Origin of the sequence: Kitasatospora sp. LaBMicrA B282 (assembly GCF_050325825.1) — a bacterium.
Classification (GTDB): Bacteria; Actinomycetota; Actinomycetes; order Streptomycetales; family Streptomycetaceae; genus Kitasatospora.
Genome location: NZ_JBNQTI010000048.1, coordinates 33,918 through 49,138, shown reverse-complemented (window position 1 = coordinate 49,138; position 15,221 = coordinate 33,918). Strand labels below are relative to the sequence as shown.

13 protein-coding genes are annotated in these 15,221 nt (G+C 75.6%); 7 read left to right on the top strand and 6 right to left on the bottom strand.

What is annotated here, in order from left to right:
• Window positions 1-42: 42 nt before the first annotated feature.
• The 5 genes from ACQRUO_RS16165 to ACQRUO_RS16145 all read right to left on the bottom strand — a co-directional run bounded on the left by ACQRUO_RS16165 (window position 43) and on the right by ACQRUO_RS16145 (window position 5,479).
• Entirely contained in the window at window positions 43-981 is a 939-nt protein-coding gene (locus ACQRUO_RS16165) for a peptidase (protein ID WP_428316605.1), read from the bottom strand.
• Window positions 982-983: 2 nt separating this feature from the next.
• Window positions 984-2,309: a VWA domain-containing protein gene (locus tag ACQRUO_RS16160; RefSeq protein ID WP_428316604.1), complete on the bottom strand. Its 1,326-nt coding sequence runs from the start codon at window positions 2,307-2,309 to the stop codon at window positions 984-986.
• Window positions 2,310-2,506: 197 nt separating this feature from the next.
• On the bottom strand, window positions 2,507-2,884 hold the full coding sequence (locus ACQRUO_RS16155; RefSeq protein WP_428316603.1) for a WhiB family transcriptional regulator: 378 nt from the start codon (window positions 2,882-2,884) through the stop codon (window positions 2,507-2,509).
• Between the two features lie 149 nt (window positions 2,885-3,033).
• On the bottom strand, window positions 3,034-3,666 hold the full coding sequence (locus ACQRUO_RS16150; RefSeq protein ID WP_428316602.1) for a Rieske (2Fe-2S) protein: 633 nt from the start codon (window positions 3,664-3,666) through the stop codon (window positions 3,034-3,036).
• A 250-nt stretch (window positions 3,667-3,916) separates the two neighbouring features.
• Window positions 3,917-5,479: a hypothetical protein gene (locus ACQRUO_RS16145; RefSeq protein ID WP_428316601.1), complete on the bottom strand. Its 1,563-nt coding sequence runs from the start codon at window positions 5,477-5,479 to the stop codon at window positions 3,917-3,919.
• Window positions 5,480-5,867: 388 nt separating this feature from the next.
• Between ACQRUO_RS16145 and ACQRUO_RS16140 the strand changes: the two genes are divergently transcribed.
• The 7 genes from ACQRUO_RS16140 (at window position 5,868) to ACQRUO_RS16110 (ending at window position 14,014) form a co-directional block, all read left to right on the top strand.
• Window positions 5,868-6,656, top strand: a complete 789-nt coding sequence (locus tag ACQRUO_RS16140) for a ferric reductase-like transmembrane domain-containing protein (protein ID WP_428316600.1) — start codon at window positions 5,868-5,870, stop codon at window positions 6,654-6,656.
• Window positions 6,653-8,629, top strand: a complete 1,977-nt coding sequence (locus tag ACQRUO_RS16135; protein WP_428316599.1) for an FAD-dependent oxidoreductase — start codon at window positions 6,653-6,655, stop codon at window positions 8,627-8,629. The genes ACQRUO_RS16140 and ACQRUO_RS16135 overlap by 4 nt, the downstream gene beginning before the upstream one ends.
• Complete coding sequence (locus ACQRUO_RS16130) at window positions 8,626-8,988, top strand: hypothetical protein (RefSeq protein ID WP_428316598.1); 363 nt, start codon at window positions 8,626-8,628, stop codon at window positions 8,986-8,988. The genes ACQRUO_RS16135 and ACQRUO_RS16130 overlap by 4 nt, the downstream gene beginning before the upstream one ends.
• A complete protein-coding gene (locus ACQRUO_RS16125) occupies window positions 8,985-9,650 on the top strand; it encodes an ATP-binding protein (RefSeq protein WP_428316606.1) in 666 nt (221 codons plus the stop codon). Before ACQRUO_RS16130 ends, ACQRUO_RS16125 begins: the two co-directional genes overlap by 4 nt.
• 187 nt (window positions 9,651-9,837) lie before the next feature.
• Window positions 9,838-10,566, top strand: a complete 729-nt coding sequence (locus ACQRUO_RS16120; protein ID WP_428316597.1) for a response regulator transcription factor — start codon at window positions 9,838-9,840, stop codon at window positions 10,564-10,566.
• Entirely contained in the window at window positions 10,563-12,062 is a 1,500-nt protein-coding gene (locus ACQRUO_RS16115) for a sensor histidine kinase (RefSeq protein ID WP_428316596.1), read from the top strand. The genes ACQRUO_RS16120 and ACQRUO_RS16115 overlap by 4 nt, the downstream gene beginning before the upstream one ends.
• A 419-nt stretch (window positions 12,063-12,481) precedes the next feature.
• On the top strand, window positions 12,482-14,014 hold the full coding sequence (locus tag ACQRUO_RS16110; protein WP_428316595.1) for an RNA polymerase sigma factor: 1,533 nt from the start codon (window positions 12,482-12,484) through the stop codon (window positions 14,012-14,014).
• On the opposite strand, the gene ACQRUO_RS16105 is transcribed toward ACQRUO_RS16110, so the two are convergent.
• On the bottom strand, window positions 14,007-15,194 hold the full coding sequence (locus tag ACQRUO_RS16105) for a CobW family GTP-binding protein (protein WP_428316594.1): 1,188 nt from the start codon (window positions 15,192-15,194) through the stop codon (window positions 14,007-14,009). The two genes, ACQRUO_RS16110 and ACQRUO_RS16105, sit on opposite strands and share 8 nt — an antisense overlap.
• Between the last annotated feature and the right edge of the window lie 27 nt (window positions 15,195-15,221).

Below are 15,221 nucleotides of genomic sequence, written 5' to 3'. Positions count from 1 at the left end.
CGAGGGTCGGGGGCGGCGCCGGGCGCGGGAGGTGGCGGGGCGTCAGGAGCGGTAGGTCTCCTGCCGCGCTGCCGGGGCCGGGCCCTGGTGCGGGACCGGGGCCGGGCGGAAGAACCGCGCACCGCGCGGGTGGCGGGTGAAGCGGTAGCCGACCACCCCGGCCAGGGCGGCCAGGCCGCCGCCGCACAGGGTCCAGTACCAACGGGTGTTCCAGCCGGAGAACATCGTCGAGTACCAGTGGGTCACCGCCTTGACCGGCGCGGCCGCACGCAGCGTGCCCGGTTGCGGGGTGGCGCTGGGCGAGGCGGCGGGGGTCGGCACCGCGGCGCCGCCGGGGGCGGCGACGGCGCCCGCGTTCACCGGGGGCACCAGCGGCTCCCGCAGGCTGCCGCCCTCCGGCTGCGCGTCGTCCGCGCCGCCCTTGGTGGCGACGTGCACGGACACCTGGGTGGCGAGTCCGAGGTCCTGCTGCTGGACGTCGGGGGTCGACACCCGTGCGTAGTAGGTGCCGGGCAGCGGGTCGTCGGACCACGGCTCGGCCCAGCTGCGCACCTGCCGCAGGGTGCAGCTCATGGTGAGCGAGCCGGTGGTCTGGTCGCCGGTGGCGTCCTGCGGGCCGGCCGTGCAGGCCTGGAGGCGGCGCAGGCCGTCGTACAGGTCCAGCGACCAGGTCTGCGACCCGTGCCGGTCGGCGGCCGGCGGCAGCGCCACGGTCACCTGCACGGTGGCGGTCTGCCCCTCGGAGGCGGCGAAGGACCAGTAGAGGTAATCGCCGGTGGCGGCGGTGACGGCCGCGTCCTGGCCCGGTGCCAGGGTGGTGGCGGTCAGGAACGAGGTGCCGAAGTCGGTGGTCGTCGGCGCCGCGGCGCCCGCCGATGCGGACGCCGTCGGGGACGGGGCGTCGGCCGCGGCGGCGGGGGCGAGCAGCGTGGCCAGGCCCAGGGCGAGCGGGGCCGCGGTGAGGATCCGGATCAGTCGCATCGTCAGTTCTCCCGCCACACGGCGATCCGCCAGCGCGCCACCCAGCCGGACACCAGGCCGGTGACCAGACCCGCGCCGGTCAGCACCAGCAGCAGGATCCAGCCGCGGCCCAGGCCCATCGCCGGGCCGTCGGGGGCGGGCGAGGCCTTGGTCACGTCCACGGTCAGCTCCAGCGGCAGGCCGGGGTCGACCTGCACGGTCCCCTGCGGCGCGAAGGAGTTGCTGACGATCAGGCAGACGGCCTGGTCGGCGCCGGCGCCGCCGGTGCCCGTCGGGGAGGCGGAGGCGGAGGCGGGCGCCGACCAGCGCAGGCCGGTGGAGGCGACGTCGGTCCGGCCGCTGCCGGCGTCCGTGCCGCGCACCAGTTCCTGGCCGCTGGTGTCGGTGGCCTGCAGCAGCACGCCGTAGTCCCGGGCCACCGCCCGGTCGGGGGTGACGCTGACCGCGGCCCGCAGCTCCTGCCCGGACTTCACCGGGACCCGGTAGACGCGGTGCTCGGCGAACTTCTCCCGGTCGCTGTAGACGCCGGGCGTCAGCAGCGGGGCGTTGGCGCAGGTGTCGGTGCCGGTGACCTGTGCGGGGGTCTGACGGTAGGTCTGGTCCGACCGGTTGACCGACTGTTGCAGCCGCTGGGTGAGCTGCTCCTGGGAGCGGACGTCGGTGTAGGTGCCGCCGGTCGCGTTCGCGATGCACAGCAGCTGCTGGCGGACCTGGTCGTCGTGCGCCAGGCCGAGCGTGTCGACCACCAGGTGGGTGCCCTGGGCGGCCAGTTGGCGGGCCACGTCGCACGGGTCGGGCGGCGAGCAGTCGTCCTCGCCGTCGGTGACCAGCACCACCCGGTGGGTGGCCTGGTCGTTGCCCAGGTCCTGCGCGGCGCTCTGCAGCGCCAGGCCGATCGGCGTCCAGCCGAGCGGGCGCAGGGTGGCGACCGCCGTCTTGGCCTCCACCTTGTCGGTCTTGCCGACCGGGAAGAGCACCTCGGTGTCCTTGCAGCCGTCGGTCTTGTCGCTCACCGGGTACTTGGCGCCCAGCGTGCGGATGCCGAACTCGGCCTCCGGCGGCAGCGCGTCGATGACGTCGTCGATGGACTTCTGGGCGACCGAGATGCGGCTCTGCCCGTTGATGTCCGGGGTGCTCATCGAGCCGCTGACGTCGAGGATGAGGTCGACCTTCGGCGCAGGCGTGGTGGTGCTGCTGCCGGGGGTGGGCGTCCCGCCGGTCGGTTCGTCGGCCTGGGCCGGCAGGCCGCCCAGCAGGGTGGCGGCGGTGAGGGCCAGGACGGCCAGCAGGCCCGCTGCCCTGGTCGGTTGTCGTCGGATGATCTTCACGGCACTGCATCCTACGGACCCCGGGCGACCTGCGTCGCACGCCGCCTCCCGGGCGCCCGGGGCCGGCCGGTGGTTGCTGCGTGAACCGGCGCGGCGGCCCGGGGCGGGAGGCGGTGCGAGGGCGCGGGACAGCCGTCGGACGCAGGTCCACGGGGACCGTCGGGGTCGGTGCGCGGGCCCTCGCGATTCGCGTAGGATCAGCGGGCGGCTCCCCGTGGGGAGGTCCGCCGACTCTTCTGGTGCTCGGCGCCGCGCCGGAGTTCGGCGCGGCGCTCGTCCTCGGTCAGGCCCGCCCAGATCGCCTCCCCGGCCAGCGCCGGGTTGGCGAGCGCCCACCGCAGGCACTCGGCACGGGTGACGGGCCGACAGCCCCAACACAGGCGCTTGGCGGTGGCGGTCCGGGCCCGGGCGTCCGGGCCCTTGGGCCAGAAGACCTCCGGATTGACGTTGCCGCGGCGGCACGGTTCGTCGCCCCGCAGCTGCGGGTAGGCGACGTCGGGGTCGGCGGCGAGGACCCTGGGCAGGTTGGCGCTGAGCACCCGCGCGGCGGGCCGGCTGGGGCGAGGGATCGTCATGGGGCTGCCTTCCGGGGGAACGTGGGACGCGGTGCGGGGACTTGGGCCTGTCTTCACCCCGCAGGCGGGAGTTCGAAGACAGGTCCATGGGCCTGGGAGACGGCCCGACCGGCGCCGTGGGGGTAGCGCCGGTCGGGAGCGATGGGTGGTCAGGCGCCGGTGACCAGCGTGCCGTTCTGCACCTTGACCGGGACGGAGGCCAGCGCGGCGGTCGCCGGGCCCTTGGCCACCGAACCGTCCTCGATCTTGAACTCGCTGCCGTGGCAGGGGCACATGATCTTCCCGCCGGCCACCTGCGAGACGGTGCAGCCGCGGTGCGTGCAGACCGCGCTGAAGGCCTTGTACTGGCCGGCCGCCGCCTGCGTGACGACCACCTTGGCGTCGGCGAAGACGGTGCCGCCGCCGACCGGGACGTCGGCGGCCTTGCCGAGCACGGTGCCCGAGGCCGTCGAGCCGGCGGAGGCGGCACCGGAGGGGGTCATGCTCGCGCCGGGCGTGCCCATGCCGGTGCTGGGGGCGCCCATGCCCGCACTGGGCGTGCCCATGCCCGCGCCGGAGCCGGTCGGTGCGCCGGCCGCCGACGCGTCGGAGCCCATCGACCCGGAGGAGGAGCAGCCCGCCAGCACCAGGGCCGCCGCGCCGCCCGCGCCGCAGAGCACCACCCGCCGCGTGGTGGCGAGGGGCTGGGCGCCCGCGGACTGCGGGGCGGTGGCGCCGTCTTCGGTGGCGGCGGCGGTCTCGGTCGTTTCGGTGACTTCGGTGGCTTCGGTGGCTTCGGTCATGAGTGGCGACTCTCCATCGGAGGTTGGGGAACAGGGAGGCCACGGTGGGGACGCGGCGCGAGGAGCGCGGCACCTGCGGCGCCGGCGGACGGGTCGGGGCCGACCGGGCGCGGGAGGTGGCGGGGCCCGGGTGCGGCGCAGTGCCGACCGGGTGGGAACGAGCGTAGGCGGGAGCGGGCGGCCGGACCACCGGGAGCCGAGAACTTTCGCTTCCGCTAAGGATCGGCTCATGGTCCGTTGACCGGCCCGGCTACTGGGTGCAGCAGGGCGGCGGCGGGCTGCAGGTGGCGGGGGCGCTGGGGGTGGGCACGGGGCTGCCCGGCGCTGCGGTGGGGCTCGGGGTCGGCGCACCGGAGGGCGCGGGCGGCGCGGTGGCGGTGGGCGCGGCCGACGCGGTGGGCGCGTCGGAGGGGGTGGGCGACCCGCTCCCGCTGGGCACGGCGGACGGGCTCGGCGCGCCGGACGGGCCGGCCGACACGGTGTCGGTCGGCGCGGCGGTCGCGGTCGGCACGGCGGTCGCCGTCGGCGCGGCCGTCACCGTCGGCCCGGCCGAGGGAGTCGGCGACGGCGTCGGCAGCGAACCCGCCTGCGGGCAGCCCAGGTTGGTGAGCGAGGCGGCCAGGCGCTGGGTGAGGAAGTCGAACAGGTTCTGCCCGGCCTGCGGGGACGGAGCGGCGGCGGTGAGCGGCTGGTCCAGGGCGATCCGCCTGGCCCCCAGGGTGGCGAGGCCGGCGCAGTAGGCCTTCGGGTCCCCGTCGGCGGCCGCGCCGAGCCGGGGCTGGTCGACCCCGACCCGGTAGAGGTTGGTCTTGGTGCGGCTCTGCTTGCCGTTCTCCAGCACCATCGGGTCGCTCAGCGGCACCACCGCGACCGGTGCCGCCTGGTCCTTGGCCGCCTGCAGTTCGTTGAGGGCCAGCGCGGTGGCCTTGCTGCCGGGGTCGGCCAGGTCGGGGGCGGTCCACGGGGTGCAACCGAGCGCCGGGTCCTCGAAGTTGTCCAGCAGCAGGTTGTCGCTGCCGTTCAGCAGCGCGGTGGCGCCACGCGTGGTCCGGCTGCGGCCGAGCCGCCCGGCGTTCCGCCTGGTCTTCTGCGCGGTGCGCCCGTGGGCGTCGGCCAGGTACTCGGCGGTGACGTTGTCGCTCTGGTCCTGGTCGACCAGGCCGAAGTCCCGGGTGGTCAGGCAGGGTTGGCCGTCCTTGCCGGTGCCGAGCGGCGGCACGACGAGCTTCCCGGCCTGCTCGGCGGTGTTGGCGGCGGTGAAGAAGGCCGGCGCGTTGCAGTAGGCGAACTGGCCGAACGGCTGGCCGCCCTGGGTGCCGCCCACGCACTGCCCGGCCGCGGTGCGTCCTTTCAGGGCGAGCACGTTGCCGTTGAAACCGAACCAGATGCCGACCACCGCGCCCTGCGGCAGTGCGGGGAGGACGGGTGCGATCGCCGGCGCGGTGCCGTGGTCGACCACCAGCGGGTCGTAGACGGAGACCGTGCCGGTGGCCGGGTCGAGCACCGTGGCCTGGACGAAGGCCGACTGGTTGGCGTCCGCCTCGTGGCAGGGCCCCTGGGCCGGGTCGGTGGCGGTCAACTGGTAGGGGGTGGCCAGCCCTTGGGCGGTGAGCGGGTTGGCCGGCACGGTCAGCGTGCAGTTCGGGTTCGGCTGGGCCGGCGGGGCGGGTGGGGTGGTCGCGGCGAACGAGACCCCCAGCACGGCCGCGCCCGCGCTGAGCACGGCACCGAAACCGAGGCTGAGCGCGAGCACCCGGCGGCCACGACCGCGGGCCCGGCGCTGACGTGAACTCTGCTGCCTGTGAGACTGCATGCGAACTCTCCTGGAAGCGGGCGACGCCGACCTGGGCGGCCCTGGCGGAGCGACGGGGACGCCAGTGATCGTAGGAGCGCGCAGGGGCCGGAACGGGCGTCCGCGTGACGCCCTAAAGAGCGCATAAGGTTCCGCTCACCTGGCCCGATCGCGGGCCGCCCGACGGTAGGTCAGCGCAACCTTATGGATTGCTTAGCGGCTCTTGCGCACCCCGAACGCGACCCCGGGGCGACCCTACGATCGGCGCTGTCGGCCCTCCTCCGCCTGGGAGGGCCGACACTTCCCAGGCCCCGCCGCCCCACCCCGCGCAGCCGGACCGCGGCCGCGCACGTGGCCACGGTCCCGCGGGAGTCCACAGCCTCGCAAGACGTCACGGAGTCAGGAGCCCATGACCCTGCTTTCCGACGCAGTGCCCCCCGTCGTCGCCGGCACTCCGTCAGACCGCGTCCGGATCCGCCTGCGCCCGTCCGCCTTGGTGGCGGGTGTCGCAGCAGCAGCGGCGGCGGTCCTCGCCCTGGCGCTGGTCCTGCTCCTGGCCCGTCCGGCCGTGGCCGCGGCGCCGATCCCGGGCTCCCCGTTGGACGCCTACGACAAGGGGATCCCGTACGACATGGGCACGCACAAGATCGCCCGGCTCGCCGCGATGGTCGCCTACGTGCTGATGGTCGCCACGGTGGTGCTGGGCGTGGTGCTCCGCATGCGGTACTTCCAACGCTACGTCAACCGCCGGACGGTGTACGGCGCCCACATGACGCTCGCCCTCTCCGCACTGATCTTCGGAGCGGTGCACGGCCTCACCTTCTGCTACCAGCCGGTCTGGGACCTCAGGATCGCCAACCTGCTGCTCCCCTTCACCGGCGGACTGCAACGGCTGCCGGTCGGCTTCGGTATCCTCGGCACCGAACTCGCCGTCGCGGTGGGCTGCTCGGTGTGGCTGCAACAACGGATCGGCTACCGGCGCTGGTTGAAGTTCCACCAGTACGGCTACGCGGCCTTCGGGTTGATCTGGCTGCACATCTTCACCGTGCACCCGGAGCCGCGGCACGCCAACCTCGTCGCGGTCGGGATCGCGGGCGGCGCCCTGGGCTGCCTGCTCGCCTTCCTGATCCGCGCCCTCCCCTCCCCCTCGCGGTTGCGCCAGGGGACCTTCACGAACTCCGTGGACGGCATGCGATGACGACGATTCCGGGCGCCCGCTCGAACCAGGCGTGGTGGCCGCAGCAGGAGCTCCCGCCACAGTGGTGGACGCCGCCGGAGCTCCCGGCGGCTGCGCCGCAGCCCTCCTACCAGCCGCCCGCGCTGCTGCCGCTACCGCTGTGGGAGCAGCACGCCGCGCTCGCCGAGCCGCTGCTGCTCGCCCCGGCGCCCACCGGGTACGTGGCGCCCGCGCCGTACGTCGAGCCGGGGTACCAGTTCCCGGCTCTCCCGGAGGCCTGGAGCCAGCCCGCCACCACCGGTGCGTGGGTCGAACCCGCCCCGGTGGCGTGGGCGGAGCCGGCCCCGGTGGCGTGGGTCGAGCCCGCTCCCGAGGCGTCGACCCAGGCGTGGCCCGAGGTGTGGACCGACCCCGCCCCCGCCGAGCCCTGGGCCCCGCCGGAGGCCGCCGAGCCCCCGCCCGCCGCCGACGGACTGCCGCTGCCGGCCGACCGGCTGGTCCCCGAGGCGCAGCCGGTCAAGGTCAGCGTCGACAACAACCGCTGCCACATCTACGGCATCTGCCAGCAGGAGGCCCCCGAGGTCTTCCGCATCTCCGAGGGCGGCTCGCTGCACTACACCGGCGCCGTCCCGGCCCGGCTGGCCGCCCGGGCCCGCCAGGCGGTGCGCTGCTGCCCGATGCAGGCCATCGCGATCAGCGGCGGGGCCCCGCCCAGCGCCCGCCGCCACCGCCCGGCGGCGGTGCGGCCCGCGGACTACCGGCGGATCGTGGTGGCCGGCGGCGGACTGGCCGGCCTGAGCGCCGCCAGCCGGCTGCGCGAGCGCGGCTACGACGGCGAACTCGTGCTGATCGGCGAGGAGTTGCGCCGCCCGTACAGCCGGCCACCGCTGTCCAAGCAGTTCCTGGCCGGCGAGCTCGGCGCGGAGGACCTCACCTTCCGGGCCGACGACACGCTCGATGCCCACTGGCTGCTGGGCACCCAACTGCTCGGCCTGGACACCGAGCAGCGGACCGTGGAACTGCGCGGCGGCGAACGACTCCCCTACGACGGCCTGGTGATCGCCACCGGGGTCGACGCCCGGCGGCTGCCGAGCACGCCGGTGCTCAGCGACCGGGTCCGCACGGTCCGCACCCTGGCGGACGCCACGGCGATCCAGCAGGCCCTGCAGCAGGCCCGGGCTCACCACGTGGTGATCCTCGGCGGCGGCTTCGTCGGCTGCGAACTGGCCTGCACCGCGCGTGACCTCGGGATGGAGGTCACCCTGGTGGTGCACAGCGCGCCGCTGCTGCGCCGGGTGCTGGGCAGCCAGCTGGGCGAGGTGGTCGGCCGGCTCCAGGCCCGGGCCGGGGTGGACGTCCGGCTCAGCACCCGGATCGACGACTGGAGCGACACCGGCACCGGGCTGCGACTGCGGCTGGACGACGGCGAGGTGCTGGACGCGGACTTCGTGGTGCTGGGGCTGGGCAGCGTGCCGCGCACCGAGTGGCTGCGCGGCAGCGCGCTGGACGTCACCGACGGGGTGCTGTGCGACGCCGGCTGTCACGTCCTGGACCTGGCCGGCCGGCCGGTGCCGGGCGTCGTGGCCGCGGGCGACGTGGCCCGCTGGCCCAACGCCCGGTTCGACGCCACGCCGCGGCGGGTGGAGCACCTGATCCACGCGGTCGAGATGGGCCAGCACGCCGCCGACGCGCTGCTCGCGGGCCCCGAACGGGCCGAACCCTTCACCCCCGTCCCGCGGTTCTGGTCGGAGCAGCACGGCACCCGGCTGCAGGCCGTCGGGCTGCCGGCGCTGGGCGAGCGGATGGAGGTGGTCGAGGGTTCGCTGCGCACGGAGAGCTTCGTGGCCACCTACCACCGGGACACCGCGCAGGGCAGCCAACTGGTGGCCGCCGTGGCCTTCGACATGCCGAGCCAACTGCTGGACTACCGCGACGCCATCGGCCGCACCGGCCCGATGCCGCGCACCCTGACCTCGAGGAGGAGGCGCCGATGACCCGCCGCGCCGCACCCCGTCGCCGCCGGGCGGCCGCTCGACCCGGCGGCAGCGAACTGCACCGCCTGCTGAGCCTGCCGGCCCGCCGCAACCTGCGCTGGCCGGTGATCGCCGGCCTGGTGCTGGCCTCCGGCGGCCTGTACGCCCAGGTGCTGCTGACCGCGGCGCCGATGCCGCCCAGCCAGGCCCCGCTGCCCGCCGCCGGTAGCGGTACGGGCACCGCCGACGGCACGGCCGCCGGTACCACCTCCGGTGCGGCCGACAGCGCCGCCGGTACGACTTCCGGTACGGCCAACAGCGCCGCCGGGACCACCGACGGCACGGTCGACGGCGCCACCACCGGCGCAGGCCAGCCCTGACGTCCACCCGGTGCGGTCCCCGACCGCCACTTCCGCCGAAGGAGCTGATCATCCTGAGCGGTCCGTCACCGCGCCCCGCGCCGCGCCGCACCCAGCCGCCGGCGCGGGGCGCGACCCCCGCCACCGTCCCCGCCCGGACGACCTCGCCACCCACCCCGCCGCGGCCCGGCCGACTGCACCGCACCCTGCACAGCTGGACGGCGGCCGCGCCCAACCCCACCGCGCCGGCCCGGCACCGGTTACGCGCGCTGCTCACCGCACTGCAGGTGCCCGCGGACACGGCCGACGACGCCGTGGTGATGGCCGGCGAGCTGGTCGCCAACGCGCACCGGCACGCCCCGGGCGCCGGGCGGCTGCTCCTGCTGGTGACCGCGACCACGCTCCGGGTGGAGGTCCACGACGGCGACCCCCGGTTACCCGAGCCCGCCGAGGCCGACCACCCCGACCGCCTCGACACCTTCGACACCCTTGACGGCCTTGGCGGCCTCGACGACCTGCTGCTCACGCTGGCCGAGAACGGCCGGGGACTGCGGATCGTGCACGCACTCTCCGGCGGCCGCTGGGGCTCGCACCGGACGCCGCACGGAAAACAGGTCTGGTTCGCACTGCCGCGCCCGCCTTCACCGGGCCGCCGCAGGCCGCCGGAACACCCGGGCGGATGACGCCGTCGTGAGCATGCCGAATGGCGCGATCGTAGCAGCGTTTCCGGGCCGGAATCGCCACTCCCAGGTGGCGCACATGAATCCCTAAGATTCCGCTTAACTTCCCGCCCAGGTGGGCGGAGTGAAACGGAAACAGCAGGCCGGGAGCGCTCTCGACCCGCTCCGGAATTCGGCTACGGTGTGCGCCATGACGTCCGTCCTCGTCGTCGAAGACGACCCCATGATCCGCGCCTCGCTGATCCACGTGCTGACGAGCCACCAGCTCGTGGTGCGCAGCACGTCCGACGGCTTCGGCGCGCTGCGCGAGATCACCCGGTGGCAGCCGGACGCGGTCGTGCTCGACCTGGGACTGCCCGACATCGACGGCGCCGACGCGCTGCGGATGATCCGCGGCCTCTCCCAGGTTCCGGTCCTGGTGGCCACCGCCCGCGACGACGACGCGGAGATCATCAAGCTGCTCAACGCGGGCGCCGACGACTACTTGGTGAAACCTTTCTCCGGCGGCCAGCTGGTGGCCCGGCTCAGCGCCGTGCTGCGGCGCTGCGCGGCGCCCGGCGGCGCACCGGACGCGGGCGACCCCACGCGCGTCGGCGATCCGACCGGGGCCGGTCAGGGCCCGCTGGTGGTCGGCGAGTTGCGAATAGACGCGCTCGCCCGCACGGTCCACCTGGCCGGACGGGAGGTGGGCCTGACCCGCCGCGAGTTCGACCTGCTGACCTACCTGGCCCGCAACTGCGGCCGGGTCGTCTCCCGCCGCAAGATCCTGGCCGATGTGTGGCGCCAACCCTACGTGGACGAGCAGACCGTCGACGTGCACCTGTCCTGCCTGCGCCGCAAGCTGGGCGAACGCGCCTCGCGGCCGCGGTACCTGCACACCGTCCGGGGCGTGGGCGTGAAACTGGTGTCCCCCCAGTGAGGGCCACGCTCGCCACCGTCACCCTGGTGGTGACCTCGGTGGTCGCCGTCTCCTTCCTGGTCCCGCTCGCCCTGCTGCTGCGCACCCAGGTGCACACCCAGGCCACGCTGGCCGCCGAGCAGCGGGCGGTGACGGTGGTGCCGGCCCTGGCGGTCTCGAGCCAACCGGCCGACCTGGCCCGCGTGGTGGCCGGGGCGGGCGACGCGGGCCGGCTCTGCGTGCACCTGCCGGACGGACCGGCGGTGGGCACCGGGCACGCCTCGGCGCAGTTGCTCGCCCAGGTCGTGCAGGGCCGGACCGCGGTGGCCCGGAGCGTGCCGGGCGGCTGGGACTTCCTGCAACCCGTCCTGCTGGCGGCCGGTCAGGGGACGAGCAGCCAGGGGACGAGCGGCCAGGGGACGGCCGGTCAGGGGGTAGCCGCTCAGGGGATGACCGCTCAGGGGGCGGGCGACCGGGTGGCGGTGGTCGAGGCCTTCGTGCCGCAGTCCGAACTGGATCACGGGGTGACCCGGGCCTGGGCGGTGATGGCGCTGCTGGCAGTGGCCCTGGTGGGCGGCTCGGTGCTGCTGGCCGACCGGCTGGGCAACCGGGTGGTGCGGGCCGCGCGGCGCCTGTCGACGGCCTCGGCGGCGCTGGGCGGCGGCGACCTGGCGGTCCGGGTGGAGCCCACCGGGCCGCCGGAGCTCCAGGCAGCCGGCCGGGCGTTCAACACCATGGCCGACCGGGTGGCGCAACTGCTCGCGACCGAACGGGAGTTGGTCGCCGACCTGTCGCACCGGCTGCGCACCCCGCTGACCGCGCTCTCGCTGGCGGCCGAGCGGATCGGACCGGTGCCGGGCGCGCCGCGGCTGAGCGCGGCCATCCGCCACCTGGAGACCGAACTCGACGAGATCATCGTCGCCGCGCGCACCCCGCTGGCCACCCGGCCGGTGGGCCTGGACCGCGGCCCCGGCGCCCTCGACGCCACGCCGGACCGCACCGAGCGGGGCGCCGGCGGAACCTGCCAGGTGGCCGAACTGGCCCGGCACCGGGTCGGCTTCTGGTCGGTGCTGGCCGAACAGCAGGGCCGCGCCTGCACCTTCGAGGCGACCGACGAGCCCACGCCGGTGCGGCTGCCGGACGACCACCTCTCGGCCGCGGTGGACGCACTGGTGGGCAACGTGTTCCGGCACACCCCCGAGGGGACCGGTTTCGCGGTGAGCGTCCAACGCACCGCGCAGGCCGTCGTGCTGGTGGTCGAGGACGGCGGACGCGGGATCGCGGACCCGGACAGCGCGCTCTCCCGCGGGGTGAGCCAGGGCGGCTCCACCGGCCTGGGCCTGGACATCGCGCGCACCGCCGCGGAGTCCACCCGTGGTCACGTGCGGATCCGGCGCAGCGAGTTGGGCGGTGCCCGGGTGGAGGTCGCACTCGGTCTGGCCGCGGACTCGCGCCGGACCCTGGGCAGAGCGTGGCGTCATCGGCGGCGAAGAGCTGCGGAGTCCGCCGGTGGGTGAGGCGGGTGAGGCGGGTGAAGCAGGACGGTCGGCGAATTCGCCGCTCGAGCGCCACCCGGGATTTCCCGGGATTCTCCCCGACGATCCGACCGGCAATCGATAGTGACGAAATGTCTCACAGTCCGAATATCCATCGGTCGCGGACCGGCGGGAACTTGACGCGGGAACTCCCCCGCGGCCACCATCCTGCTACCAGCGGGTAGGAACTGGTCACGAGCAGCCCTGCCGAAGCTCGGCCGTGCATTGCGGGCGACCTTCGGGCTGCCCGACGGGCACGGCCGGTCGGGGAATTCCGGTCCGGTGCGGAAATCCTCCGACCCGGTACCGGCATTCCCCGACCGGCCGACCGGGGCCCGTTCCCGTGCTGGGTACCGCCCGTTCGACTGCGTGCCTTCCGAGGATGACGCAGAGGAGATGAGATGTCAGACCCGGTCACGGCCGCGACCACGGATGCCGAACTCGCCCGCCGCATCCGGACCGGTGACGGGCCGGAGCACGAGGCCGCCCACGAGGTCGCCCGCCGGCACCGCATCGCCGTACTGGGCTACGCCCGGCTCTGCTGCGCGCAGGAGGAGAGCGCCCAGGAGCTCACGGACGAGACCATCGCGCGGACCCTCGCAGCCATCCGGGCCGGCACCGGGCCGAGCCACGACTGGCGTCCGTACCTGCTCACCGAGGCCCGGCGGACCGCCACCGCGTGGGCCGACACCGCGCGCCGCGCCGAACTCGGCGCCGACTTCACCGCCTGGCTGGACGCCCTGCCCCGCGCCGCCACCGGTCGCTCCGCGACCCGGGCGGCGGCCGCCGCCGCCTCGGCGTCGACCCTGCTGCAGGCCTTCCTGGGCCTGCCGTCCTCGCGCCGGGCCGATCTGTGGCGCTACCTGGACGAGCCGCCGGCCGCCGACGCAGCGCTGCGCCGCCCGGCCGCGGCCGGCCTGCCGGACGCCGTGACCCGACAGAGCCTGCACACCGCCTACCTGCAGGACTACGCCGCCCGCGCCCCGCGCCGGTCCTGCCGCCACCTGCTGGGCGCGCTCGGCGAAGCCGTCCGGCGCGGCACCACGCACGAGGCCCGGGAGCTCGACCGCCACCTCGCCCGCTGCGCCGCCTGCCGGCGCGCCCGCGCCGACCTCACCGCCGTCCACACCTGGGACCGGCCCGCCCTGCGGCGCGCCCTGCTGCTCTGGACCGGGGAGGCGGACGCCGTCCCGGCGACGCTGCCGGTCCCCTCCGCGCTCTCCCGCGCCCGGGTCCGCGGTCCGCGCGAGGGCGCCCGGCCGGTCGACGGGCGGCGGCTGTTGGTCTGCACCGTGGTGGTGGGCGTGGGGGCGCTGGGGGCGCTGGTGGTGGCCGGCGTGATCGTGGCGGCCGTGGACGCGGCGGGCGTGCACGCGCCGCTGACCGGCACCCTCCTGATCCCGGCCTCCTTCACCCCCTCGCCGACGGTCGACGGCAGCTCGGCGAGCCCGCTACCGGGCACGGGTGGGCCGGCGGGACCGGCGGGACCGGAGAACCCGGACGGACCGTCACCCTCCTTCTCGCTCGCACCGGCCGTCTCCGCGACGGCACCCGCGCCGTCCCCGAGCCCGCCGGCCGGTGCGGCCAGCGACCCGACGCCCGACCCGACGAGCAACCCGACGGCCGCCGGCGCCCCCGACTCCCCGAGCCCCTCGGCCGCGTCCACCGGCCCGGTCGGCTCGGCCCTGGTCGAACCCGGCTCCGGGCTCTGCGTGGGCCTCACCGGCGATGGGTTGGTCGCGGTGCGGCTCCGGCAGTGCACCGGTGACGGGGCGTCGGGGTGGCAGCAGCTACCGGCCGAGCAGCCGTGGCGGCTCGGGGCGGAGCCGGCGGCCGGCTCGTTCCGCCTCTGGTTCCTGCCCGCGGCGCCGGCCGGCCGCTCCACCGCCCGCCTGCTCGGCCCGCAGCACCGCCTTCCCGCCCAGGTCAGGTGACGGGGTCGAGCAGTTCCTCGAAGGCGTCCGGCAGCGCCCTCCAGCCCGCCTCGCCGCCCGCGAGTTCGCCGTCGGTGAGCAGGCAGGAGTCGAGCAGTTCGACGATCGCGTCCGCGGCCAGGCCCGCTGCGGTGAAGGCGAGTTGCTGGATCCGGTCGCCGTGCAGCGGGTGCCAGTCGAGGGCGGCGGCGGCCCGACGGGTGGGCGGGTAGCCGTCCCAGGCGGCATCGGAGAGCGAGGCGAGCCACGGTCCGCAGTTCACCACCGTGAGGTGGGCCCCCGCGGCGTCCCAGGCGAACATCGACGTGGGACGGTTGGCCAGCCAGAACCGGCCGCGGCTGCGCTGGGCCACGGGGACCAGCAGCTCCAGCGCCGCGTGGAACCGGGCCGGGTGCAGCGGTCGTCGGCGCTCCCAGAGCAGGGTCGCCACCCCCGCCTCGTCGCGCTCCTGCGGCAGCAGCGCGACGGCCGGGTTGATCCGGTCCCGCGCCGCGGCGACGTCGAAGCCGCCGAGCGCGGCCCGGATCAGGGCGCCGGTGCCGAGCCGCACGACCCGGGCGGTGGGGTGGAGTTGGTGGAGCATGGCGAGCCCGACCCGCCGCTCGGGCCCGTCACCGTGCCGGCCGGCGCGCGGGACGGCCAGCACGACCGGGTACTCGATCTGATGGGCGAGCGCCACGGCCCGGGTGCGGGTGTCCCCGGCGGCGGTGTGCAGGCCGTGCTCAGCGAGGTCGTCCGGCACGGACAGGTCGCCGACCAGCCGCAGCGGGTCCACCGCCGTGACCACGCCGACGAGTTCGATCGCCTCGCCCATCCGCCGGCCACCGACCCTGCCACCGGCGATCAGCTCGACCGCCGGGTGCGGGTCGCTGCCGCCCCACAACTCGACGACGACCAGGCCGTGTTGCCCGGCATCGGCGACACGCAGCAGTTCGGGCAGCAGGTCCTCGCGCAGCGCGCAGCAGGCGCAGTCGTCGGTCAGCTCCACCTCGACCGGCGCGAACACCTGCCGCTGGTCGCGCACTCGGCGGTGCGCGAGGCCGCGCGAGGCGTCCCGCAGGTCGTGGTGGAGCACGAGGGCGTCGATGCAACCGTGCAGCAGCTCGTCGACGGCTCGACGGCGCTCCTCGCCGTGCAGGCCGACGACGACCACGACCGGCAGTTTGGGATGGTCGGTCATGCGGACATCACTCTCCCCCTCCGTTTG